23 protein-coding genes and 1 other RNA gene are annotated in these 22,235 nt (G+C 62.9%); 14 read left to right on the top strand and 10 right to left on the bottom strand.

From position 1 onward, the window contains the following. Positions 1 to 96 precede the first annotated feature (96 nt). From AC3WWH_RS24680 to ssrA, 4 genes are all read right to left on the bottom strand, one after another. Positions 97 to 333 carry a ribbon-helix-helix domain-containing protein gene (locus tag AC3WWH_RS24680; protein WP_057253558.1) on the bottom strand — a complete coding sequence of 79 codons (237 nt, stop codon included), beginning with the start codon at positions 331 to 333 and terminating at the stop codon, positions 97 to 99. Between the two features lie 193 nt (positions 334 to 526). Continuing rightward, complete coding sequence (locus tag AC3WWH_RS24685; RefSeq protein ID WP_058321273.1) at positions 527 to 739, bottom strand: DUF4169 family protein; 213 nt, start codon at positions 737 to 739, stop codon at positions 527 to 529. A gap of 125 nt (positions 740 to 864) precedes the next feature. After that, on the bottom strand, positions 865 to 1,377 hold the full coding sequence (locus AC3WWH_RS24690) for an SspB family protein (RefSeq protein ID WP_057253562.1): 513 nt from the start codon (positions 1,375 to 1,377) through the stop codon (positions 865 to 867). A gap of 132 nt (positions 1,378 to 1,509) precedes the next feature. Next, positions 1,510 to 1,869, bottom strand: a transfer-messenger RNA (tmRNA) gene (gene ssrA / locus AC3WWH_RS24695). Positions 1,870 to 2,015: 146 nt separating this feature from the next. Between ssrA and AC3WWH_RS24700 the strand changes: the two genes are divergently transcribed. The 11 genes from AC3WWH_RS24700 (at position 2,016) to AC3WWH_RS24750 (ending at position 11,452) form a co-directional block, all read left to right on the top strand. Further along, entirely contained in the window at positions 2,016 to 2,324 is a 309-nt protein-coding gene (locus AC3WWH_RS24700; protein WP_057253564.1) for a DUF2853 family protein, read from the top strand. Positions 2,325 to 2,527: 203 nt separating this feature from the next. Then, a complete protein-coding gene (locus tag AC3WWH_RS24705) occupies positions 2,528 to 3,322 on the top strand; it encodes a thymidylate synthase (protein ID WP_057253566.1) in 795 nt (264 codons plus the stop codon). Positions 3,323 to 3,483: 161 nt separating this feature from the next. After that, entirely contained in the window at positions 3,484 to 4,089 is a 606-nt protein-coding gene (locus AC3WWH_RS24710) for a glutathione S-transferase (RefSeq protein WP_058321315.1), read from the top strand. After that, positions 4,082 to 4,618, top strand: coding sequence for a dihydrofolate reductase (locus AC3WWH_RS24715; protein ID WP_057253568.1), 537 nt, complete (start codon positions 4,082 to 4,084; stop codon positions 4,616 to 4,618). Before AC3WWH_RS24710 ends, AC3WWH_RS24715 begins: the two co-directional genes overlap by 8 nt. A gap of 155 nt (positions 4,619 to 4,773) precedes the next feature. Then, a complete protein-coding gene (hflK, locus tag AC3WWH_RS24720) occupies positions 4,774 to 5,883 on the top strand; it encodes an FtsH protease activity modulator HflK (RefSeq protein WP_058321274.1) in 1,110 nt (369 codons plus the stop codon). Then, positions 5,880 to 6,803 carry a protease modulator HflC gene (gene hflC, locus AC3WWH_RS24725; protein WP_057253572.1) on the top strand — a complete coding sequence of 308 codons (924 nt, stop codon included), beginning with the start codon at positions 5,880 to 5,882 and terminating at the stop codon, positions 6,801 to 6,803. The genes hflK and hflC overlap by 4 nt, the downstream gene beginning before the upstream one ends. A gap of 7 nt (positions 6,804 to 6,810) precedes the next feature. Then, positions 6,811 to 6,996 carry a DUF2065 domain-containing protein gene (locus AC3WWH_RS24730; protein WP_057253574.1) on the top strand — a complete coding sequence of 62 codons (186 nt, stop codon included), beginning with the start codon at positions 6,811 to 6,813 and terminating at the stop codon, positions 6,994 to 6,996. Positions 6,997 to 7,002: 6 nt separating this feature from the next. Beyond that, the gene (locus AC3WWH_RS24735) at positions 7,003 to 7,389 is read left to right on the top strand and encodes an ACT domain-containing protein (RefSeq protein ID WP_057253576.1); all 387 of its coding nucleotides are present in this window, start codon (positions 7,003 to 7,005) and stop codon (positions 7,387 to 7,389) included. Between the two features lie 350 nt (positions 7,390 to 7,739). Next, positions 7,740 to 9,221 (top strand): DegQ family serine endoprotease, encoded by a 1,482-nt coding sequence (locus AC3WWH_RS24740; RefSeq protein WP_057253578.1) that lies wholly within the window; start codon positions 7,740 to 7,742, stop codon positions 9,219 to 9,221. A gap of 340 nt (positions 9,222 to 9,561) precedes the next feature. After that, entirely contained in the window at positions 9,562 to 10,341 is a 780-nt protein-coding gene (locus tag AC3WWH_RS24745) for an RDD family protein (RefSeq protein ID WP_058321275.1), read from the top strand. Between the two features lie 214 nt (positions 10,342 to 10,555). Beyond that, positions 10,556 to 11,452, top strand: a complete 897-nt coding sequence (locus AC3WWH_RS24750; RefSeq protein WP_113398935.1) for a LysR substrate-binding domain-containing protein — start codon at positions 10,556 to 10,558, stop codon at positions 11,450 to 11,452. Between the two features lie 285 nt (positions 11,453 to 11,737). Here AC3WWH_RS24750 and AC3WWH_RS24755 read toward each other — a convergent pair whose 3' ends face one another. Then, on the bottom strand, positions 11,738 to 12,313 hold the full coding sequence (locus AC3WWH_RS24755; protein ID WP_058321276.1) for a GNAT family N-acetyltransferase: 576 nt from the start codon (positions 12,311 to 12,313) through the stop codon (positions 11,738 to 11,740). Beyond that, positions 12,310 to 13,197: a phosphoserine phosphatase SerB gene (serB, locus tag AC3WWH_RS24760; protein WP_057253586.1), complete on the bottom strand. Its 888-nt coding sequence runs from the start codon at positions 13,195 to 13,197 to the stop codon at positions 12,310 to 12,312. The genes AC3WWH_RS24755 and serB overlap by 4 nt, the downstream gene beginning before the upstream one ends. On the opposite strand from serB, the gene miaA reads away from it, so the two are divergent. After that, positions 13,196 to 14,134 (top strand): tRNA (adenosine(37)-N6)-dimethylallyltransferase MiaA, encoded by a 939-nt coding sequence (gene miaA, locus AC3WWH_RS24765; protein ID WP_058321277.1) that lies wholly within the window; start codon positions 13,196 to 13,198, stop codon positions 14,132 to 14,134. The two genes, serB and miaA, sit on opposite strands and share 2 nt — an antisense overlap. Positions 14,135 to 14,447: 313 nt before the next feature. Here the strand turns inward: miaA and AC3WWH_RS24770 are convergent, their stop codons facing one another. Both AC3WWH_RS24770 and AC3WWH_RS24775 read right to left on the bottom strand, forming a co-directional pair. Continuing rightward, entirely contained in the window at positions 14,448 to 14,849 is a 402-nt protein-coding gene (locus AC3WWH_RS24770) for a VOC family protein (protein ID WP_058321278.1), read from the bottom strand. Positions 14,850 to 15,085: 236 nt separating this feature from the next. Continuing rightward, complete coding sequence (locus tag AC3WWH_RS24775; RefSeq protein WP_113398934.1) at positions 15,086 to 17,161, bottom strand: ATP-binding protein; 2,076 nt, start codon at positions 17,159 to 17,161, stop codon at positions 15,086 to 15,088. A 281-nt stretch (positions 17,162 to 17,442) separates the two neighbouring features. On the opposite strand from AC3WWH_RS24775, the gene cax reads away from it, so the two are divergent. Both cax and AC3WWH_RS24785 read left to right on the top strand, forming a co-directional pair. Next, on the top strand, positions 17,443 to 18,540 hold the full coding sequence (cax, locus tag AC3WWH_RS24780) for a calcium/proton exchanger (RefSeq protein ID WP_057253595.1): 1,098 nt from the start codon (positions 17,443 to 17,445) through the stop codon (positions 18,538 to 18,540). A 410-nt stretch (positions 18,541 to 18,950) separates the two neighbouring features. Next, positions 18,951 to 19,319, top strand: coding sequence for a hypothetical protein (locus tag AC3WWH_RS24785; RefSeq protein ID WP_057253597.1), 369 nt, complete (start codon positions 18,951 to 18,953; stop codon positions 19,317 to 19,319). 48 nt (positions 19,320 to 19,367) lie between these two features. Here the strand turns inward: AC3WWH_RS24785 and AC3WWH_RS24790 are convergent, their stop codons facing one another. Both AC3WWH_RS24790 and AC3WWH_RS24795 read right to left on the bottom strand, forming a co-directional pair. Next, positions 19,368 to 21,101 (bottom strand): adenylate/guanylate cyclase domain-containing protein, encoded by a 1,734-nt coding sequence (locus AC3WWH_RS24790; protein WP_058321279.1) that lies wholly within the window; start codon positions 21,099 to 21,101, stop codon positions 19,368 to 19,370. Positions 21,102 to 21,271: 170 nt separating this feature from the next. Next, positions 21,272 to 22,150, bottom strand: coding sequence for a LysR family transcriptional regulator (locus tag AC3WWH_RS24795; RefSeq protein ID WP_057253601.1), 879 nt, complete (start codon positions 22,148 to 22,150; stop codon positions 21,272 to 21,274). Positions 22,151 to 22,235 lie beyond the last annotated feature (85 nt).

The following is a 22,235-nucleotide window of genomic DNA, read 5'->3' on the forward strand; positions in this document are numbered from 1 at the left end:
AAACCACCCCCCCCCCCCCCCCCCCACCCCCCCCCCCCCCCCCCCCCCCCCCGCCGCTGTAGGTGATTTCTTGTTGTTGGCGCAATGGGTTGCGCGTCAGTTCGCGTCAGGCGACGGCAGCGCAAGTTTCGATTTCAGCCATTCCAGCACGTAGACCCGTAGCGCCGAGGAAAGGTTGCTATCGGGCGTGCGCTGGTCGTCGATTTCGGCGATGAGTTGCGCGAGCGGCATCGCCCTTGTCTCGGCGATCGCCTTCAGTTCCTGCCAGAACGCGTCTTCGAGCGAGAAGCTGGTGCGGTGGCCGTGCAGGGTCGCGGAGTGCTTACGGATCATTGTCCGGTCTCTGGATCAAAATGACTTTGGGGCGGATCGCCCCGTAAACGGGATCGATTGTAATAAGTTGGAGCGTGCTGCGGCGGAAAGTTGCCGCACGCGGGCTGCGGGATCGATTCAACTGCTTGGCAATTCGATTCGGAAAGCGGTCGCAAGTCCTTGCTCCGGAATCCTTTTCTTCGGGAAGGGCGGCTCAGTCCTTGCTGTCGCCGCCTTCGTCCTTGGCCGGCCGCTCGAGGCGGCCCTGGTCAAGGCGGGTCTCCGCCTTGTCGTTCAGCGCCTTTGTCAGGGATTTTTCAGCCTTGGTGCGGCCAAAGGAGATGCGGTTCTGTTCGGCCTGTTTTTCCTTTTCCGTGCGCTGCTGGCGCTTGCGGAACTGGCGCAGATTGACGACGTCGCCGGTCATGATCCGATGCTCCTTCAGCGCTCACGCGTCTTCAATGCGCAAAGGTCGCTGTAGCACTTCGCGTGGCTGCATGATCCCGGTCCCCCGATCGGCTGCGACCAGGGGGAGCTTGCAGCCGGTGGTGATCAGTTCTTCTTGCGGAAGGAATCGAGCGAAACGACGGAGCCGCCGCCGTTCTTCGGTTCGGTCGGCTTGTCTTCCTTGGCCGTGGCTTCGCCGTTTTCTTCCGGGACCGGATAGGCGGTGATTTCGGCCGATTCCACTTCTTCCTCCTCGCCGGCGGCGACATCGAACTCCAGCTCGAAATTGACCGAGGGGTCGTAGAAGCCGCGGATGGCGTTGAACGGGATTACCAGGCGTTCCGGCGTGTCGGAGAAGGAAAGGCCGATCTCGAAGCCGACGTCAGTGACCTTCAGCTCCCAGAACTGGTGCTGGACGACGATGGTCATCTGCTCGGGATACTTCGCCTTGAGGTGCTGCGAGATGCGCACGCCCGGCGCGCCGGTCAGGAAGGTGATGAAGAAGTGGTGTTCGCCGGGCAGATGGCCTGTCGTGGCGACTTCGGTCAGGACCTTGCGGATGACGCTGCGGAGCGCGTCCTGTGCCAGAATGTCGTAGCGGATGTGGTCCTGGCCCATGAGTGTCCCGTCTTTCCTCGAACTCAATCTTACTGCTTGCTGCCGGCTAGCCGCCGTCACGCTTCATTGCCCATCCACAAGGGACGAGTCAATTATTTGAGCATCTATAGACCATTTCGAGGCGGGGGAGAAGGTGAAGGCTTCTGTTGCCAGGTGCCTTCGGACCCCGCCTTACGGTGCTACCCGGAAGGACTTGATTTGAAGTGTCGCACCGCGATTAAGCAGCGAGACGTGCTTCAGCATAGTTGTCGTTTGCAACTATAAGTTTAGCCCGATAACGGTGGTACAATGCCGAGCAAAAAGTCGATCTTTACGCCCTTGTCGATCCTATTTCGCCCCCATCAAAAGCCGATCCTCAGGAGATCGGTTTTTGGTGGAGGCGCCGGGTACCGCCCCCGGGTCCAATGGGTTTATTTCATCGCCCGTTTATTGCCATAGCCGCCCGAAGACGGCACCGTTCATATAGGTCTTTCCTGTCTCCAAGAAAAGGGGGATGTGTCGGATATATGACTTTGTCCCGGACTGTGCCGGCCCCGAACCGCCTTGACTTGACCGGCATCCATGAAAAACTCCCGCTGCTGCATGCGGCAGGCATTGTCCGGCCGCAGTTTCGAGAAACAAAGCAACCTGGAGGCCTCATGACGGACTACCTCGCAGATGTGCAGAAATACGACAGCGGCGCCGACGAGGCGATCGTGAACAAGATCGTGCGTCACCTTGGGATTGCGCTTCGCAACAAGGATTCTTCGCTCGTGTCGGCGACCGATCCGAAGGAGCTCGAGCGGGTCAAGGAGAAATGGTGCGAGAAGAAGCTCGGCATCAGCGGCGGCGATGCGGATACGGCGATCGCCGCCACGGTCAAGGAGATGTCCGCCGATCGCTCCAAGTCGCGCGTTACCTTCTATTACCTGGTGGCGAAAAACCTCGGGAAGCTGCAAGCGCTGTAGATCACGATGGTTTTGGGTCGATCGACCCAAAACCATAAACGTGATCGCCTCTCATAGTTAGAGCGGGATGAGGAAAAGCGCGTGCACTTTTCCTCATCCCGCTCTAAGGCAGCCGAATTATCCGGGATAATCGCCCGGAGGTCATTGGTTCGCCGCCGGCTTCGTCCTAAATTCAGGGCAATACGAATCGGCGGCGCCAGACCATGCAGCAATATCTCGACCTTCTCGACCATGTGATGACCAACGGAACCGACCGGGGCGACCGGACGGGTACGGGCACGCGCTCGGTCTTCGGCCACCAGATGCGCTTCGACCTCGCCGAAGGTTTCCCGGTGCTGACGACAAAGAAGCTGCATCTGCGCTCGATCATCCATGAACTGCTCTGGTTCCTGAAGGGCGATACCAACGTTCGCTACCTCAAGGAAAACGGCGTCACCATCTGGGACGAATGGGCCGACGAAAACGGCGATCTCGGCCCGGTCTACGGTTATCAGTGGCGCTCCTGGCCGGCGCCGGATGGGCGTCACATCGACCAGATCGAAGGCCTCGTCGAGAGCCTCAAGACCAACCCGAACTCGCGCCGCCACATCGTTTCGGCCTGGAACCCGGCACTGGTAGACGAGATGGCGCTGCCGCCATGCCACTGCCTGTTCCAGTTCTACGTGGCTGACGGCAAGCTCTCCTGTCAGCTCTACCAGCGTTCCGCCGACATCTTCCTCGGCGTGCCGTTCAACATCGCGTCCTACGCGCTTTTGACGATGATGGTGGCGCAGGTGACCGGCCTGAAGCTCGGCGATTTCGTGCACACGCTCGGCGATGCGCATATCTACCACAACCATTTCGAACAGGCCCGGCTGCAGCTGACCCGCACGCCGAAGGCGTTGCCGCGGATGGAAATCAATCCTGACGTGAAGGACCTGTTTTCTTTCTGCTTCGAAGACTTTACGCTCGTCGGCTACGAAGCTGATTCAACGATCAAGGCGCCGATCGCGGTCTAAGGCACCTGGGCGGGGCGGACCCGCCTGCGCGCCAGCGACGACCCGGCGTGTGCGGGTGGGCCTCGCTGCCATGCATGACAATACGGGCGTGGCCATGGAGCCGATTGGCGAGGGCTGCAGCGGAGAGTGGCCGGGGAGGGCTGGCCCTCAAGGGAGGTATGATGCTCACACTGATCCATGCGCCCCTGTCGCGGTCGTCGCGCATCGTCTGGCTGCTTGAGGAACTGGGTGCCGAATACGAGATCCGCTACGTCTCGATCCGCCGCTGGGATGGCTCCGGCGCGCCGGACGATAACAATCCGCATCCGCACAAGCAGGTGCCGGCGCTCATTCACAACGGCGCAGTGATCTGGGAATCGGCGGCGGTCGTGCAATATCTGACCGACCTCCATCCCGATTGCAGCCTCGGTCGGCCGCCCGGTCACAAGGAGCGCGGCGCCTATCTCTCCTGGCTCGCCTATTATGCCGGGGTGATCGAGCCGACAGCGCTCGCCCATATCTCCGGTGCGACCATCAACAATCCGGCGCAGGCGCGGCTCTACAACGAAATGTGCGCTCATGTGATCGACGTGCTCACCCGCCGGACCTATCTGCTCGGCGAAACGATGAGTGCGGCCGACCTGCTGCTCGCAAGCGCGCTGCAATGGATGCGCAAGATCCTGCCGGAAAGCACGGTGGTCGACCGCTACATCCGCCTGGTGACGGACCGGGCGGCCTACGACCGGGCAAGGGAAATCGACAGCAAACCGAACGGGTTCCATGACTGAAACGAAGAGCATCCATCCGAAGATATCGATCGTCGTCGCCGTTGCCGCCAACGGCGTCATCGGGCGAGACGGCGATCTGCCCTGGCGGCTTTCGACTGACCTCAAGCGCTTCAAGGCGCTGACGATCGGCAAGCCGGTGATCATGGGGCGCAAGACCTGGGCTTCGCTGAACCGTCCGCTGCCTGGCCGAGCCAATATCGTCATCACCCGCAACACGGATTTTGTCGCCGAAGGCGCTGATGTCGTGCCATCGCTCGATGCCGCGATCGCGGTCGCGAACCGCGAGGCTCAGGCGGCGGGCGTCGATGAGATTTGCGTTATCGGCGGCGGCGAGATCTATCGCCAGTCGATCGGCATGGCGGATATCCTGCATGTGACCGAGGTCCAGGCCGAGGTCGACGGTGACACGCGCTTTCCTGATATCGACGCGCAAGTCTTCGAGAAGGTGTTCGAAGAGGACCTGCCGCAGGGCGAAAAGGACAGTCATGCCATGCATTTCGTTACCTGGAAGCGGCGTGCGACAGCCTGACGCGCCGGATCGTCAACTATTTTGAACCATTTACGGTGAACTCGGGCCTATCGCGTTGAAAGCGGTGCGGGTGATACCTATAACGGTTTCACATCGTAAACGACCGCGCGGTGGCGCGGCCGTTTGGCGTGGGAAGTGTCAATAGAGAGGTTTTGATGCCCTGGAGCAATCAGAATGGCGGCGGCGGCCCATGGGGCGGCGGCGGCGGCGGCAATCAGGGCCCATGGGGCCAGGGGCCCAATCGGCCGCGTGGCGGCAAGGGTGGCCCGCCGGATCTGGAAGAGATCATTCGCCGTGGTCAGGACCAGCTTAAGAATGTCGTTCCCGGCGGTTTCAACGGCGGTGTCTTCGCCATCGTCGGCCTGCTGATCGTCGGCTTCATCCTGATCAATTCGATCTACACGGTGCAGCCAGACGAGCGCGGCGTCGAAATGCGCTTCGGCAAGCCGAAGGAAGAAATTTCGATGCCGGGCCTGCACTATCACTTCTGGCCGCTCGAAACGGTCGAGATCGTCAAGGTGACGGAGCAGCAGCAAAACATTGGCGGGCGCACTGGTGGTCAGTCCAATTCGGGCCTGATGCTCTCCGGCGACCAGAACATCGTCAACGTGCAGTTCTCGGTGCTCTACTCGGTCACCGACCCGAAGGCCTATCTGTTCAACGTCGAGAACCCGTCCGACACGCTGCAGCGGGTCGCAGAAAGCGCCATGCGCGAAGTCGTCGGCCGCCGTCCGGCCCAGGACATCTTCCGCGACAACCGTCAGGCAATCGCCGCCGACGTGAAGAGCACGATCCAGGCGACGATGGACACCTATGGTGCCGGCGTCTCCGTCAACACCGTCGCGATCGAGGATGCGGCGCCGCCGCGCGAAGTGGCCGACGCCTTCGACGAAGTGCAGCGTGCCGAACAGGACGAAGACCGCTTCGTCGAAGAAGCCAACCAGTACGCCAACCAGGTGCTCGGCAAGGCCCGCGGTCAGGGCGCGCAGATCCGTGAAGAGGCGGCCGCCTACAAGGACCGCGTCGTCAAGGAATCACAGGGTGAGGCGCAACGCTTTATCTCGGTCTATGACGAATATTCCAAGGCGCCCGAAGTCACCCGCAAACGTCTCTATCTCGAAACGATGCAGGGCGTTCTCGGCAAGTCGAAGAAGGTCATCATCGACGAGAAGAACGGGCAGGGCGTTCTGCCCTATCTGCCGCTGAATGAAATTGGCCGGCCTGCCCAGTCGGGTGCAGCAGCAGCAGCGGGAGCAGCACAGTGATCAACAATCGTACCTCAGTCATCCTGATCCTGCTCGCCGTCGTCTTCGTCGGTCTCTATTCGTCGATCTTCGTGGTCAACGAACGCCAGCAGGCGATCGTCGTCCGCTTCGGTCAGATCCAGGACGTCAAGGCCGAGCCGGGCCTCTACTTCAAGCTGCCCTTCGCCTTCATGGATGCCGACCGCGTGCAATATGTCGAAGACCAGGCGCTGCGCTTCGACCTCGACAACATCCGCGTCCAGGTCTCGGGCGGCAAGTTCTATGAAGTCGATGCCTTCGTCGTCTACAAGATCGCCGATCCCCGCCGCTTCCGCGAAACCGTTTCGGGCGACCGCGATTCGGCCGAGGCACGTCTGCGCACCCGTCTCGACGCATCGCTGCGCCGCGTCTACGGTCTGCGTGGCTTCGAAGCGGCACTGTCGGACGAGCGTGCATCGATGATGCGCGAAGTTCGCGCCGACCTCAAAACCGATGCCGAATCGCTCGGCCTCAACATCGAGGACGTTCGCATCCGTCGCACCGACCTGACGCAGGAAGTCTCGCAGCAGACCTTCGACCGCATGAAGGCCGAGCGCCTGGCCGAAGCCGAACTGATCCGCGCCCGCGGTAACGAAGCCGGCCAGCGTCGTCGCGCCATCGCCGACCGTCAGGTCGTCGAGATCGTCGCCGAGGCGCAGCGCGATTCGGAAATTCTGCGCGGTGAGGGCGAAGCCGAACGGACGAGGACCTTTGCCGACGCCTTTGCGCGCGATCCGAAGTTCTTCGAATTCTACCGCTCGATGGCGGCCTATACCCAGTCGATCGGTAGCCCGGACACGACGCTTGTGCTTTCGCCGCATTCGGAATTCTTCCGTTACTTCAACGACTCCGAAGGCACTGCACCGGCTGCCGCGGCGCCGCCAGCAACCACCGGGAACTAAGCGGGCGATGTCAGATTTCCTGACGGGAATCGCTTTCTTCCTGATCATCGAGGGGCTGGTGTACGCACTGGCCCCTTTGGTTTTGGTGGAAATGGCGAAGCGTTTGCCGTATGTCCCCGAACATCAGCTTCGACTGGCGGGGCTCTTTTCCGTGGCTGCCGGGGTCGGACTTGTATGGTTGCTTCGAGGATAATGCGAAATGCCACATAAACTGCTGATCCGGCTGGTCGATGCCGAATACGCGATCACCCGCCTCACTATCGGCTCCAGCATACCGGAATGGTTGCCGGGGCCGGGCTTCTGGACGGTGTCGAGCTCCCGCGAGGAGATGACGCTGGTCTGCCGAGCCGCCCGCGTGCCTTCCAGCGTCCAGAGCTCGCTCGGCTGGCGCTGCTTCCGCGTCGAACAGCACTTTGCCTTTGACGTTCCCGGCGTGCTCTCGTCCGTGCTCAGGCCGCTTTCGGCCGCCGGCGTCGGCGTCTTCGCCAATTCGACCTTCAGCACCGACTATGTCTTCGTCGCCGGTTCCGATCTCGACAAGGCGGTGCAGGCCCTGAAAGACCACGGGCACGACCTGACGACCTGACACGTCGCGCCTCCTTCCAAGAAGACGCAGCCGGTACCTTCCAGCCTTTCGCAGTCCTCTGCGCGGGGATCAGGAAATCGTGTGTGGACGCTTCCGAATTCCGCCTTATCTTCAGGTGAAAATCGAAAGTCGCGCGGTTTGCGGATTGCGTCGACGGTTCCTACCGCATAGGCGCTCTTGCCGGTTCCGGTCGACGCAAAATTGTGCGAAGAATCAAAGTGCTATGGCGCCCGGCGCCGTAGGCAGGAGAGGTGGCGGCCAAGAGAAGCGGTCGACCATCGAACAGCCAGAGGAGCTTAAGCGACTTGTCCACGCGAACGAAATTCCGAGCTCACTCGCTTGGCGCCACCTTGGGCGTTCTGGCGCTGACAAGCGCGCTTGCCTTCAGCAGCACGGCGCTCGCCCAGAACACGGCCATTCGCCCGCCGACCAACGGTCCCGCTTCCGTTGCCGATCTCGCCGCCGGGCTGCTGGACGCGGTCGTCAACATCGCGACCTCCCAGAAGGTCAAGAACGACGACGATGCGCCGGCACCGCAGGTGCCGGAGGGCTCGCCCTACCAGCCCTATTTCGACGAGTTCTTCAAAGGGCAGGGTGGCCAGGGCGGTAACCGCCAGCGCACCGTTGATTCGCTCGGCTCCGGCTTCGTCATTGATCCCACCGGCTTCATCGTCACCAACAACCACGTGATCGAAGGCGCCGACGATATCGAAATCAACTTTGCCAATGGCAGCAAGCTCAAGGCCAAGCTCGTCGGCAAGGACACCAAGACCGATCTCGCGGTCTTGAAGGTGGAGCCGAAGACGCCGCTGAAGGCGGTGCCTTTCGGTGATTCCCGCAAGATGCGCATCGGTGACTGGGTGATGGCGATCGGCAATCCGTTCGGCCTCGGCGGCTCGGTTTCCGTCGGCATCATCTCGGCGCGCGGCCGCAACATCAATGCCGGTCCCTACGACAACTTCATCCAGACGGACGCGGCGATCAACCGCGGCAACTCCGGCGGGCCGCTCTTCAACATGGCCGGCGAAGTGATCGGCATCAACACCGCGATCATCTCGCCGTCGGGTGGCTCGATCGGCATCGGCTTCTCGGTACCGACGGAGCTTGCCGCCAACGTCGTGCTGCAGCTCAAGGATTTCGGCGAGACCCGGCGCGGCTGGCTCGGCGTCCGTATCCAGCCGGTGACCGACGATATCGCCGAGAGCCTGAAGATGGCGACGCCGCATGGCGCGCTCGTCTCCGGCATCATCGAGGGCGGGCCGATTGCCCATGGCGAGATCAAGGCCGGCGACGTCATCGTCAAGTTCGACGGCCGTGACGTCACGGAGATGCGCGATCTGCCGCGTGCCGTTGCCGAAAGCCCTGTCGGCAAGGCGGTCGACGTGGTGGTCGTCCGTGACGGCAAGGAGCAGACGGTCAAGGTGACGCTCGGTCGCCTCGAAGATGGCGATGAGGTCGCTGCCGCGCCGGCGGCGACAACCAACGACGAGACGCAAAAGCCGGACAAGCCCGAAGCAGCCCCGCTGCCCGCGACCGATGTCGTGCTCGGCATGAAGCTTGCGACGCTGAACGAGGAGACGCGGAAGAAATACGGCATTGCCGAAGACGTGGACGGCGTTGTCATCACCGAGGTCTCGCCGAATTCGGCGGCGGCGGAACGCCGTGTCGAGCCAGGCGACGTGATCGTCGAGGTCGGCCAGGAGGCGATGGATACGCCCGGCGACGTTGCCGATCGCGTCGAGGAGCTGAAGTCGAACGGCCGCCGCAACGCGCTCCTGATGCTCTCCAGCAAGACCGGCGAACTGCGCTTCGTCACGGTGCGGGTGGAGTAGGCGAGCCCGCCACGATGGCCAGCCGCCGCCGCGTGTTTTGCTGCGGTCATGCCGCCGATTGTCGAGTCTTTTCAGTGCGATCGGCGGACAGGCTTGAAGATAGAATCCACCTGTTCAGTTTTTGATTCAGATCTCTTCCGGTCGTGGTTTGCGGGCGCCCCTCATCCTGCGTCCGCGACCAGAAAGGGGCGTACGGTTGTCCGCGTTTCCTTCAGAGTTGCATGCGATTATGGCGACGAAGCGGCTGGCGCGGGTAGGGCAGGTATTGATTTCCCCGCAAGGTTGTCCTTACACCTAGCGAACTGGGGTCGAACAGATCCCATTGCGCCGGGGGAATCTGATGACGGACAGCGTTGAGAATGTCGTATCGCGCGCAGGCTTCTGGCGACGAGCCATAGCATTCCTCATAGACTTTATGCTTGTCGCCCTGCCGATGCAGGCTGTGGTCGTCATTCTGTTCATGCTAACCGGCGGAGCCGTGCAGGCCAGTTTTGGTTTCCATAGTACGGTTTGCGAAGATATCGGTGATCTTCTGATAGCGCCTACGCCACCGCCACCAGCCGATTACAATAGCGTCGTTGAATGCCGGGTTACGTTGGCTGGGTTCGACCTGAAAAGAACTTTGACGGTCAGCAAGATTACCGTTGAAGCTGGGACCACGACCCGGATTTCGCAAACCTATTATCTGGGACCAGACGGGAAACAACGCGACGTCTGGCCCGTCGATTTCTTCGGCTTTATTGTATTCCTGGCGTATCTCGTGGTGCTTGAAAGCCGCCGCGGCGCGACGCTCGGTAAGCAGTTGCTTTCCATCAGAACGGCGAGCCATCGGGATGCCTTCGCCGTTGGCGTACCTGTCCGTTCGGCTTTGCTGCGTTACGCCGTGATGTTTGCTGCGGTCGTTCCCGGCATGCTGGTGACGTTGGGATTTGAACTCGCTGTGGCACGTGGGGCCTGGGACCCGTTTGTTCTGCTCACCCACCCTTTCTTCGTCGGCGCCAACATTCTCGCAGGGCTCATATTCGTCGGATGGTTTGCTTGGATTACCGTGAGTGTCATCCGAAAGCGGGACCCCGTTTACGATCGTGCTGCCGGAACCTCGGTCTGGGTGCGGAGTTGAAGCGCCGCAGACTAACAGTCGCCACTCTCTGCCGCTCGAGGGTGCATGCAGGACTTCCTGCGGGCCGGCTGGAAGGTCATCAGCCGCAGGGCTTCGAACAGGATGTCGATGATCGCGAGCATGACCGCACCTCCTTTCTGATCTTTATTTCACCGCACTTGCCCCTGTCCCTCAAACGAGTTTACTGTCGGCTTCGGATAACTTGAGGTTATGCATGAAGCGCGGACGATTGCCCCTGACGGCGCTGCGGAGTTTCGAGGCGGCGGGACGGCTGGAGAGCTTCACGCTGGCCGCCGCCGAGCTTTTCGTTTCGCAGGCGGCGATCAGCCGTCAGGTGCGCGAGCTCGAGGACCTGATCGGCCGGCCGCTGTTCGAGCGGCATCATCGCAGCGTCCGGCTGACCGCCGATGGCCGCGTGCTGCTTGGCGTGCTGACGTCGGCATTCGACATGGTCGGAGAGAGCCTCGATATGCTTTCGGGGCGGCGGCTCTCGCAGACGCTGAAGGTCAGCGCCGAGCCTTCCTTTGCCGGGTGCTGGCTGGTGCCGCATCTGCAGGAGTTTCAGGAGGCGCACCCGGAGATCGACCTGGTGATCGATGCCGATCCGCGGCTTTCCGAGTTTCGCAGCGGCGAGGCCGACATTGCCATCCGCCACAGCCTTGCGACCGATCGCTGGCCGCGGGTCGAGTCGCGGCTGCTGGCGCGCGTGCAGATGATCCCGGTGATCGCACCGGCGCTGGCCGCCTCGGGGCGGCCGCTCGATCGCCCCGACGACCTGCTGCAGCACGCGCTTCTGCATGAGGACAACCGGCAGCTCTGGGAACAATGGTTCGCGACCGCCGGTGCCGCGCCGGTGAAGCTCGAGCGCGGCGCCATCTTTGCCGATGGTTCGATGGTGCTGCAGGCGACGCTCCGTGGCAGCGGCGCGGGTCTGATCGACCGCGACCATGCGCGCGATGATGTGATCGCCGGGCGGTTGATCCAGCCTTTCGAGGTATCTGTGCCCTATGGCGCGTTCTTTCTCGTGGCGCGGCGCTTCGATGCGCTTTCCAATGCCGCGCGGGCGTTTGTCGACTGGGTCGAGCGGAGCTATCCGGGGTGTGTGCGGTAGCGGTGACGTGTGCTTTGCGAATTGCAGCGTGCCCCTCACTGTCCTGCCGGACATCTCTCCCCGCAAGCGGGGAGAGAGAAACGCCAGTCGCGAAATGGCTGCCTCAATCAATGTCGACGAATGCCGAAAGCTCGCCAATTCCATTCGCCTCGTCGAGGGAAACAGCAGAGCCTAGGCATGCTCTAGCCTAGCAGTTGCGGGCTGCGTGCTGGCTACTAGCCACTCTCTCCCCGTCTGACGGGGAGAGATGTCCGGCAGGACAGTGAGGGGCTGCCTTCGATGGGGCTACTTCCTCGGCTTCAAACACTCTTCTCGCCATTCCCCAGCGCTGATGGCGTAGAGCACGTGGGGGACCAATGCCGGCTGATCTGCGGGGACGCGGGGGTGGTCGAAGTCGCGGCTGGCGTCGCGGTGCATGCCGAGCCGTTGCATCACCGCCGTCGAGCGGCTGTTGGCGGCGATCGCGAAGGAGACCACCTCGTCGAGCCCCTTTTCCTCGAAGGCGTAGCGCAGGAGTTCGGAGGCGGCTTCCGTGACAAAGCCCTTGCCCCAATAGGACGGCGCCAGTCGCCAGCCGATCTCGACCGTTCCCTTGGGCAGGTGCGGCTCCAGGTCGGTCAAGGCGAGGCCGCAGAAGCCGAGCGGCCGGTCGTCGGCCTTCAGCGCTATCGCGAAGAAGCCCAGACCGGTCTCGGCGATGCCGCGACCGACACGATCGAAGAGCGCGTCGGCTTCCGCCCGGTTGCGGCGGAAGGGGAAGAATTCCATGACCTTGGGGTCGCTGTTGATGGCGAAGAAGAGATCGCGGTCGCTTTCCTTCCAGGCCCGAATGCGCAGCCGCTCGGTCTCGGTGATGATCATCCGACGAAATCCGTCTTGCGATAGCCCTGGAGATAGAGAAGGGCGGTCAGGTCGCCGTGGTCGATGCGCACCTTGGCCTGTTCGGCGACCACGGGCTTGGCATGCAGCGCCACGCCGGTGCCGGCAAGCTGGATCATGCCGAGATCGTTGGCACCATCGCCGACGGCAAGCGCTTCGTCCGTCGAGATGCCGAGGCGGCCGGCGATGTCGATGAGGGCATCGACCTTGGCCTGCTTGCCGAGGATGGGGGAGGCGACCTCGCCGGTCAGCACGCCATCTTCGGCGATCAGCGTGTTGGCGCGGTTCTCGTCGAAGCCGAGCATCTCGGCGATCGGTCCGGTGAAGACGGTGAAGCCGCCGGAGACGAGCGCGGTGTAATGCCCCTTGCTCTTCATCGTCGCGATCAGGGTGCGTCCACCCGGCGTCAGAGTGATGCGTTTGGCGATCACCTCGTCGACGACGCTGAGTGGCAGGCCCTTCAAAAGCGCGACGCGCTCGATCAGCGCCGGCTCGAAGGCGATCTCGCCGTTCATGGCGCGGGCTGTGATGGCCGCCACCTTGTCCTTGAGGCCGACTTCGGCGGCGAGTTCGTCGATACATTCCTGGCCGATCATTGTCGAATCCATGTCGGCGATCAAAAGCCGCTTGCGGCGGCTCTCGGCGTCCTGCACGGCGACATCGATCGGCGCGCCGCCGATTGCATCGCGCAGCAGGGTTTCGGCCGCATCCGGATCGGTGCCGTCGGCGAGCGCGATATCGCAGGCGACGCCATCGGCCAGCCAATAGAGGCCGGACGCCTTGACGGCATCGGCGGCGGTTTCCGCGAGTGCTGGCGTCAGAACAGGATTTGACGGATTGGCGATAAGCGTGGCAACGAGAGCCATGGACAATAACCTTGAAACCGAGAGCGACGCGATCCTGATAACCGGGCCGACCGCCAGCGGCAAGTCTGCGCTTGCGGTCGAACTGGCGCGCCGGCACGGCGGCGTGGTCGTCAATGCCGACAGCATGCAGGTCTATGACACGCTGCGATTGCTGACGGCGCGGCCCGACGAAGCGGATATGGGCGGCGTGGAGCACTGTCTCTATGGCCATGTGCCGGCAGCCGCTGCCTATTCCACCGGCGCCTGGGTGCGTGAGGCGCAGGCGCTGGTCGCGCGGCTCAAGCAGGAGGTGCGGATGCCGGTCTTCGTCGGCGGCACCGGGCTCTATTTCAAGGCGCTGACCGGCGGTCTCTCAGACATGCCCGAAATCCCGGCCGCGATCCGCGAGCGGCTGCGCGAACGGCTGAAGGCGGAAGGGCCCGAAGCCCTGCATCGCGTGCTCGAGGCCAAGGACCCGGAGACGGCCGCGACCTTGAACGTCGGCGACGGCCAGCGGATCGTCCGGGCGCTCGAAGTGGTGGAGGCGACCGGCAAGCCGATCCGCTTCTTCCAAAAGCAGAACGGCCCGATGATCGTCGATCCGGACCGGGCGGAGAAATACGTGGTGCTGCCGGAGCGCAAGCTCCTGCACGACCGCATCAATCGCCGTTTCGAGTTGATGCTTTCGGGCGGCGCGATCGACGAAGTGCGGACTCTGCTTTCGCTCGACCTGCCGCCGGAAATGCCTCTCATGAAGGCGATCGGCGTCAGCCAGATTGCGGCACTCTTGAGGGGCGAACTCGACGAGGCCGAGGTGATCGAGATGGGTGCTGCGGCAACGCGGCAATATGCCAAGCGCCAGATGACCTGGTTCCGCAATCAGCTCGACGAGAGCTGGCGGCGGATCGAGAGCGCCGAGGCCGTGTTGTCGAGCGGAGGGGCCAACTCCCGACCATGAAAAACGAGCAGAATCACTTCCCGACAGCGCGGAAATCCGCCTTTCTCCCGATGAAGCCCTCGTATTTTTCGACCTTCTTTCCCGTTGGTGCGAGGAGAATGATGCTCCCACGCCGGCCGCGGAGTGCTTCGAAAGCACCGCTGAATGCGCTGTGCTGCACGGGTTGCTTGCAGATCTGGAAAAGCAACTGGTCGCACCTTTTCGGGCAGACTACGCCGACGTCGTCAAAGAGGCCCGTCTCCGGCTTGAGGCATCGTGGCACTATGCCGATTTGAGGGGCTGACTCGTCAGTCTCAGCTCGGCTGAATTGCGCTCAGGCCGCCAAATTCAGCTGCCAGGAAACGCCGAAGCGGTCGTTGACCCAGGTGAAACGCTGGCTGAAACCGTAGTTGTCGAGTGGCATCAGCACGGCACCGTCCTCGGCCAGCATGGTCGCGAGCGTGATGATCTCGTCCTCGCTCTGGCATTCGACGAAGAAGGAGAAGGAGGGGGTAAAATCGAAGGCGTGTTTGACCGGGCTGTCGATGCACTTGACCCTCTGTGCGCCGAGCCGGAACAGCGCGACCTTGATGCTGCCTTCAGGACCCTGCTCGCCCGGGCCATAGTGTTCGATCTCCAGCACCTCGGCATTCGGGAAGAGCGAGATGTAGAAGGCCATGGCTGCCTCCGCGACGCCATCCTGGAACATCAAGAAAGGGGTTACGCTTGCGACCATGGCGGCCTCCTGACTTCGTTTTCGTTGAGTGCTTGAAGATCCGCTGTCTGTTCGCGCTACAGGATTGCGCAGACCAACGACGGGGCGCTGCAAAGGTTCCGTGGCATTCCAGAAGCCTTGCGACCGCACCTTTGGATGAGCGCCCGGATCACGAGACAATCATGATCCGTATTCTATCGGAGGCCCAATTTCCCTGGCAAGGCCAGGGGTCGCGCAAGGAGCGACGGGAATTTGCGCTAGGTCTTGCGGATGATGCTGCCGAGCGGCCGCTTCAGCAGGCTTTCCCGGAGCGACCCTTCGCGCGGTCGATCGCCCGCGGTGGGCGGCGAATCGTGTGCTGTGGGCGGCGGCGCCGCGAAGCGAGGCGCGGGCTGCTCGGCCGCGGGCTTTTCGTTCAGAAGCTGTTGGCGGATCTGGTTGAAGCGCTCCAGCTCGGGATTGGGGGAAATGGTGCTGCGTGGAAGCATGTCCGGGCGGTAGGGCTCGGCAGAGAGGGCCTCGTCGGCGAAGCCATGCTCCGCCTCGCTTGCGGATGTGGCGCCGAGTTCGCTGTCCCAGCGCTGCTCTTCGCTGCCGGTCGTTGCCGCAATGTAGCTCTGCTGGAAGCCGGAAATATCCGGCCCGTTGATCGCCCGCATGCGGCTGACGATCGAGCGCAGGTCGACGGTCGGCGGTGCGTCTTCGTCGATCCGGTCGACGATGCCGTGGGCGCGCGGCAGGCGCTCTTCGGCTATCCGGTTGAAACGCATGCGCATCGGCACCGCGACGGCCTCGCCGAAGGCGATCGCTTCGCCGTTGCCGATCGAGGAGATGAAGCTGGTGGTCGAGGTCGAGGAGTTCGGGATGGCCGAACGGATGATCTCCTGGTCGCGGTCGTTGGCAAGCCGCATGGCAAAGACCGTCGAGCACTGGGAAAGGATCGTCGGGTCGAGCTCGCCGGGGCGCTGGGTGATGACGCCGAGCGAGACGCCGTATTTGCGGCCCTCCTTGGCGATGCGGGCAATCGCCTGGCGGGTCGGCAGGAAGCCGAGCGAGGGATCGGCCGGCACGTAGCGGTGCGCCTCTTCGCAGACGACAAGCATGTGAATGCCGCCATTGCTCCACAGGCCGATTTCGAAAGCCATGCGGCAGAGCACCGAAGCGACGGAATTGACGACTTCCGAGGGAATGCCGGCAAGTTCGAAGGTGGCGATCGGCTTTCCATCGCCGGGAATGCGGAAGATCTTGGCGATCGTGTCCTGGATCGTGTCGGTGATGGTGTTCGAGGAGAACATGAAATGGTAGCGCGGATCGTTGATCGCCGAGACGATCTTGACCTTCAGCGAGCGCAGATGCGGCTTGTCGTTGCGCCCCTCAAGCCGGCCGATGCGTTCGTCGATCAGCGCCAAGAGGTCTGCTATACGGTAGGGCACCGGCGTATCCGCGGTGATCGAGCTTTTCTCCGTCTGGCGCCGCATGAGGCCGGATTCGCCACCCCGGAAAGCCTTCTTCGCTTCGGGAATGATGTCGCGCAGCATGTCGAGCTCGTCCGGCGGCGCCGGGCGGCCGCGGAAGATCACCTCGGCGAATTCCTCGAGGCGGAAGAACCAGAAGGGCAGGTCGAGTGTGTCGGTGTCGATGACGACCGCAAGCTCCGGGAAGGCGGCGGCGAACTCGTTGTGCGGGTCGAGGATCAGCACGCGCAGCTTCGGATCCGAGGCGATCGCCTTGTTGAGCAGCAGCGTGACTGCGGTCGATTTGCCGACACCGGTCGTGCCGACGATGGCGAAGTGCTTGGCGAGCATCGAGGGAACGTGGATCGTCGCGTCGAGGCTCTCATCCTGAGTGAGCTTGCCGATGATGCAGCTGTCGTTGCGGCCGGAATCGTAGATGCGGGCAAGGTCGGCCGCGCGAATGCGGTGCACGATGGCGCCGAGATAGGGATATTGGCTGATGCCGGCGGAAAACGCCTCGCGCCCATCGGCCCCCTTGTGGACCTCGCCCATCAGTTCGACTTCGATGCGGAAGGTGTTGTTGGCTTCCTCGCCCCATTCGGCCGAGGCGGTCTGCATGGAATAGACCAGCGCCACGACGCGGTTTCTGCCGACGGAGATCGAGATCAGTCGCCCGACCGACCAGAGTTCGGTCAGCGACGTTTCGCCGTTTTCGGCGACGGCAGCGATGGTGGCGCGCGCGCCGCTGCACGCGACGACACGCCCCAGGAACCGGTTGCCGGGCTTCAGGCCGTCACGGCGATCCTGCTCTCCCGCGCGGATTGAGGAATGAAGATCATTGTTCAGCAACGCAAAAACCCCGGCATCACGGTCGCTCATGTTAGCCGGGGGGATTTAACAAGTGGTTTCGCGGATTTGCCCGACGCTCAGCCCAGGAGGTGGCGCAGGATGCCGGCCGAGGCGACGCCGATCAGCACGGTCGGCAGCGCCTGCTCGGCGATCTCGTGGCGCGGCGGGTCGACGGTAGGGCCGTGGCGCGTGCGACTTGATAAAAGTCAATGCGCCTTTGCCTGAAGCGGAATAATCCTATGCCCTGACCAACAGCATCCAGCCGGACATGGCATCCGGTTAGGCTTGCCGGTTGGCGTGGGGAGGCGGCCATGGGCAGTGCATTTGATTACGTGCGCCGGACACCCATTCTCTGGCTTCTCGTTTTCGTCCCCCTGGCGATCGCGGGCGAGCACATCTGGCCGGGGGCACACACTTTGCTGTTCCTCCTTTCGGTGGCTGCCATCGTGCCGCTTGCGGCCCTGCTCAGCCAGGCGACGGAGTCCGTCGCGGCACGAACCGGCGATACGATCGGCGCGTTGCTCAACGCGACGCTCGGCAACCTGACGGAACTCGTCATCGCGCTGATGGCGCTCGCCGCCGGTCAATACCTGCTGGTCAAGGCCTCGATCGCCGGCGCCATCGTCACCAATACGCTCTTCATGCTCGGAGGCTCGTTCCTTTTCGGCGGACTGCGCTATCACCTGCAGGAGTTCAACCGGGTGAATGCGCGCTTCCTGGCGAGCCTTCTGTTCATGGCGACGGTCGCGGTTCTCGTGCCGTCGCTCATCGGCGCAGCCGACGGACAGCCGCAGACGCCCTTCACCCAGCAATTGAGCGCCGGCCTGTCTGTTGTCCTGATCGTCGTCTACGGGCTCTGGATGCTGTTTTCGCTCAGGACCCATCGCGAACTTTTCATCTCCGCCGGCTCCGGGCATGGCGGAGAGGAGGCGCATTGGCCGCTGGCGACCGGTATCGGCGTGCTTCTGGCGGTGACCGTGCTGGTGGCGCTCGTCAGCGAGGTTTTCGTCGGCTCGGTGCAGGTGGCGGCAGAAGAGCTTGGCATGACGCCGGCCTTCGTCGGCTTCGTCGTCGTCGCGCTCGTCGGGGCCGCGGCCGAGATGGCGACCGCCTTTTCCGCTGCGCGCAAGGACCGGCTCGACCTAAGCGTCGGCATCGCGCTCGGCAGCGCGGTGCAGATCGCTCTCTTTGTCGCGCCGCTGCTGGTGCTCTTGAGCTATGTGCTCGGGCCGCAGCCGATGGACCTGCAGTTCTGGCCGGGGGCCATCGTGATGATGCTGGTCGCGACGATGGCGGCGACGCTGCTGTCGAATGCCGGCCGTTCTGCCTGGTACATGGGCGTGCTGGCGCTGACGGTCTACGTGATCTTCGGCATGACCCTGTTCCTGCTGCCACCACAACAGCCGTGAGACGCGGCTTCCGTCTGGTCGACGATATCAAGGGATCTTCGGGCGGGATGGCGGGGATCGAGGTGGCGCGCGGCTGCCGGCTATTTGGGGGAGTTCATGTCGAATACGACCCAGCGGAAGAACAGGTAGATCGCAGCAAAGCTGATGACGAGCGGCATCAACACAGGGAGGTCAAGCATATCATTGCCCTTGGTTTGAAGCTGCATCATGCAGCAATGCGAATCTTCCACGGCAAGTGTTAATGCGGGGTGCACGAACAGCGTTCGCCCCTAAAACTTTGTCGTTTTATCAGGCTTGACCTCAACTATAGTTGAGCTTCTACAAACCCTTCCATGACAACGCGTCGGAGCGTCATTCCCGGTTCCAGCCCGGCCCGGGGAGCCAAACGACAAGCGACATGGAGGACGGGCATGACCGAGCAATTGCTTTTTCGAAACCTGATGAGGATCGCCCCCGGCCATCTCGATCCGTTCCGCGAGGCGGTGCTGGGCGCAATCGCATTCGTCGAAAGGCACGCGCCGCAGCTGATGGTGCAGACCTTCATCGACGAGAAGGCGATGCAGGCGGTGAGCATACAGCTCTATCGTAATTCGCAGGACGTGCTCCGGCACTGGCAGATGTCGGACGCGCATATCCAGGATGTGTCTGCCCATTGCACGGTGGAGCGGCTCGAAGTTTACGGCAATCCGAGCGAGGCGGTGGCCAAGGGGCTTGCGCCGTTCATCGGTGATGGGCGCGGTTTCATCATGCCGCCGCTCACGGGCTTTTCGCGGTTCTGAAACCAATTCCGGTGTGAAACGGATCCATGATCGGGCCAGCCGATTGCGTCACGCCGGCAGTCCTGCCTTCAGCAGGCCCTGGCGGAACAGGTCGCGGTGTTCGTCCAGCTCAAGCAGGAGGCCGCGCCGGATGAAGTCTTCCGTGGAGAAGTCCGGGCGCACCTGCAGAAGGCGGGCCTTCGTCTCCTCGGCGGCGGCGCTGCTGCCGGCCTGCGCATGGCAGGCGACAAGGCGCGCGAGCGTGAAGGGGCCGGGATTGGGCAACTCCTTGAGCGCCGCGGCCGCCTCTTCATAGCGGCCGAGGATATAAAGGGCGTTGCCGAGTGCAGCGCTATACCAGGGCGGCGGAAATGGGTTCAGCCGGAAGCCTTCGTTGATCCACTCCATTGCTTCATCAAGCTTGCCGCGTCGCGCAAAGAGGCCTCCCATCTGCACCAGCGTACTGGCATCATTGGGGTTCAGCAGATAGGCGCGCCGATAGTGCCGCTCGGCCAACTCGAATTCGCGGCGATTGACGTGAATGAGCGCCAGCAGCCGCTGGCAACCGCCTTCGGTCTCGTCGAGCGAGACCGCCTTGCGCGCCATGGCCAGGGCACAGTCGAGAACGTCCTGCGGGGCATTGGCGTAGCCTTGCGCGGCGGTGGTCGCGAGTGCCAGATGGGCGTAAGCCAAGGCAAAATGCGGGTCGCGGTCGACCGCCGCCTGGAACATGGCGCATGCCTGCCGGTTGTCTTCCGGCTCGTAGCCGCGAATATGCGCGAGCCCACGCAGGTAGAATTCATAGGCCGCAAGGCTCGTCGGCGGCTTGCGGAGCGCCTGCCGCATGCCGGCGCTCTCGATCTGCCCGACGAGGGTGGAGACGATCGTCCGGGTCACCTCATCCTGCACCGCGAAAATATCCGTCAGGCTTCGGTCGTAATGCTCCGACCAGAGGTGCGCGCCGCTCGCTGCCTCGACCAGCTGCGCGGTGACGCGGATCCGCTCGCCGGCGCGGCGGACGCTGCCCTCGACGAGGTAGGTGACGCCGAGCCGGCGGCCGATCTCCCTTCTATCGACACTTCGATCGCGGAAGCTGAAGGATGAACTGGCTGATGTGACGGAAAGCGAGCGGAACCGCGCGAGCCCGCCGATGACGTCCTCGCTGATGCCGTCGCTGAAGAAGGTCTGCTCCGTCGCGCCGCCGAGGTTCTCGAATGGCAGGACCGCGATCGACGTGTGCGCGCAGGCTTGCGAGGCCGCCGGTCCCATTGTCGGTGCGTCCGTCCAGTGCCAGACGCGGATGGGGCGCGTGATGTTCTTCAGCGCGATCTCGCCGCCGTCGAGGAAGGCCGATCGGTTCTTGGCGCTGAGTTGCCGATGGACGACATCGGCGATGCATATGCCACCGGGGGACGCCGAGGCCTGCAGGCGCGCGGCGACGTTGACGCCGTCGCCAAGGAGATCGTCTCCTTCAATGACGACGTCGGCGAGATTGATGCCGATCCTGACGAGGATGCGGTCGTCGGGAGGCTGCTCCAGCTGATCGGAAGCGAGCGCCTCCTGCAGCGATAGGGCGCAATCCACCGCGTTGACGGCGGAGTCGAAGACGACCAGCGTGCCGTCACCCATCAGCTTGACGATCCGCCCGCCGCAGGCGGCGATGCTGGGAGCAAGGATGGACGTCTGCAGCCGCTTCATAGTGCCGAGCGTGCGAATTTCGTCGGCCTCCGTTAGACGGGAGTAGCCGACAATGTCGGTGGCCATGATGACCGCAAGTCGCCGCTCGACGCGCCCGTTTGCCATCCTGCTCTCCGCATGCTGTCTATATTTTAGCGTGTTCTCACTAGGGCCGGAAGATGAAGGCGTTCGCGGTCAAAGCGCGTTGCGATCTTTCAGATTCGCTCCTTGCGTTTTTTCGATTTTTTTCGAATGTGCGTTTCGCAAAACCGCTGCGTACTTCTGCGCGACTTACTCTACCTGCGTCCCATCTGTTCCTGCAGAAACTCGATGAAGCGTTGGGTCTTGGCCGGCAGCAGCCGTGTTTCGGTGATGGCGTGGATTGCGACGGAGGTGCCTTCCCAGGCGGGCAGCACACGCTTCAACCGGCCCTCGGCGAAATCGTCGCCGGCAATGCGCTCGGCCAGCAAGGCGATGCCCTGGCCGTTGACGGCAAGCGCGCTCATCATGCCGACATTGTTGACCGTGAAGCGGCCGCCGACCGATACCTCGATCTTGTTGTTGCGGCCATCATGCAGCGTCCAGTCCGTTGCCCTCGGCATAGAGATGCAGTCGTGACGGGCCAGATCCGCCGGATCCTGCGGCTCCCCAGACGCCGCCAGATAGGCAGGGGAAGCGTAGAGATAGCGTGCGTGGCGGCCGAGCAGCCGCGCGATCAGGCGTGAATCCTGCAATTCGCCGGCACGGATCACCACGTCGAAGGGCTCCGCCACCAGATCGACGCGCCGCGGCGTCAGGTCGAAGTCGAAGGTAATGCCGGGATAGCGCCGGGCGAATTCCGCGATCAGCGGCGTCATGTAGATGGTTGCGAAATCGACCGGCATGGAGACGCGCAGGAGGCCGCTCGGCTGCTCCAGCATCGCGCCGAGCTGCTCGTGGGCGAGGCGCGCTTCGTCGACGATGCGTTTGCTGCGCTCGAAATAGAGCTGGCCCGCTTCGGTGAGTTCGATCTTTCGCGTCGTGCGGTGAAGCAGCCGCAGCCCGATCGCCTTCTCCAATTCGCTGATCCGCCGCGACAGGGTGGAGTTGGGCATGCCGACGATTTCGGCGGCTTTGCGAAAGCTTCTGGCTTTCGCGACTTCGACGAACAGTGCCATGTCGTTCAAATGGGTCATCTTTGCTCCATCAGTGGAACAGTAAATTCAGTATGGCTATATTTATCCCGGAAACGGAATGGTGGACAAGGACTCCAAGTTAAGG

It is taken from the genome of Ensifer sp. EB106-03-01-XG145 (genome assembly GCF_058792075.1).

Coding starts and splice junctions, on each gene's coding strand:
- cax (WP_057253595.1), top strand. CDS start 17,443: ATGGGCAGTGCATTTGATTACGTGCGCCGGACACCCATTCTCTGGCTT.
- AC3WWH_RS24690 (WP_057253562.1), bottom strand. CDS start 1,377: ATGGGCCAGGACCACATCCGCTACGACATTCTGGCACAGGACGCGCTC.
- serB (WP_057253586.1), bottom strand. CDS start 13,197: ATGGCTCTCGTTGCCACGCTTATCGCCAATCCGTCAAATCCTGTTCTG.
- AC3WWH_RS24790 (WP_058321279.1), bottom strand. CDS start 21,101: ATGGCAAACGGGCGCGTCGAGCGGCGACTTGCGGTCATCATGGCCACC.
- AC3WWH_RS24700 (WP_057253564.1), top strand. CDS start 2,016: ATGACGGACTACCTCGCAGATGTGCAGAAATACGACAGCGGCGCCGAC.
- miaA (WP_058321277.1), top strand. CDS start 13,196: ATGGACAATAACCTTGAAACCGAGAGCGACGCGATCCTGATAACCGGG.
- AC3WWH_RS24715 (WP_057253568.1), top strand. CDS start 4,082: ATGACTGAAACGAAGAGCATCCATCCGAAGATATCGATCGTCGTCGCC.
- AC3WWH_RS24750 (WP_113398935.1), top strand. CDS start 10,556: ATGAAGCGCGGACGATTGCCCCTGACGGCGCTGCGGAGTTTCGAGGCG.
- AC3WWH_RS24745 (WP_058321275.1), top strand. CDS start 9,562: ATGACGGACAGCGTTGAGAATGTCGTATCGCGCGCAGGCTTCTGGCGA.
- AC3WWH_RS24770 (WP_058321278.1), bottom strand. CDS start 14,849: ATGGTCGCAAGCGTAACCCCTTTCTTGATGTTCCAGGATGGCGTCGCG.
- AC3WWH_RS24735 (WP_057253576.1), top strand. CDS start 7,003: ATGCCACATAAACTGCTGATCCGGCTGGTCGATGCCGAATACGCGATC.
- AC3WWH_RS24775 (WP_113398934.1), bottom strand. CDS start 17,161: ATGAGCGACCGTGATGCCGGGGTTTTTGCGTTGCTGAACAATGATCTT.
- AC3WWH_RS24680 (WP_057253558.1), bottom strand. CDS start 333: ATGATCCGTAAGCACTCCGCGACCCTGCACGGCCACCGCACCAGCTTC.
- AC3WWH_RS24705 (WP_057253566.1), top strand. CDS start 2,528: ATGCAGCAATATCTCGACCTTCTCGACCATGTGATGACCAACGGAACC.
- AC3WWH_RS24730 (WP_057253574.1), top strand. CDS start 6,811: ATGTCAGATTTCCTGACGGGAATCGCTTTCTTCCTGATCATCGAGGGG.
- AC3WWH_RS24685 (WP_058321273.1), bottom strand. CDS start 739: ATGACCGGCGACGTCGTCAATCTGCGCCAGTTCCGCAAGCGCCAGCAG.
- AC3WWH_RS24710 (WP_058321315.1), top strand. CDS start 3,484: ATGCTCACACTGATCCATGCGCCCCTGTCGCGGTCGTCGCGCATCGTC.
- hflK (WP_058321274.1), top strand. CDS start 4,774: ATGCCCTGGAGCAATCAGAATGGCGGCGGCGGCCCATGGGGCGGCGGC.
- AC3WWH_RS24795 (WP_057253601.1), bottom strand. CDS start 22,150: ATGACCCATTTGAACGACATGGCACTGTTCGTCGAAGTCGCGAAAGCC.
- AC3WWH_RS24755 (WP_058321276.1), bottom strand. CDS start 12,313: ATGATCATCACCGAGACCGAGCGGCTGCGCATTCGGGCCTGGAAGGAA.
- AC3WWH_RS24785 (WP_057253597.1), top strand. CDS start 18,951: ATGACCGAGCAATTGCTTTTTCGAAACCTGATGAGGATCGCCCCCGGC.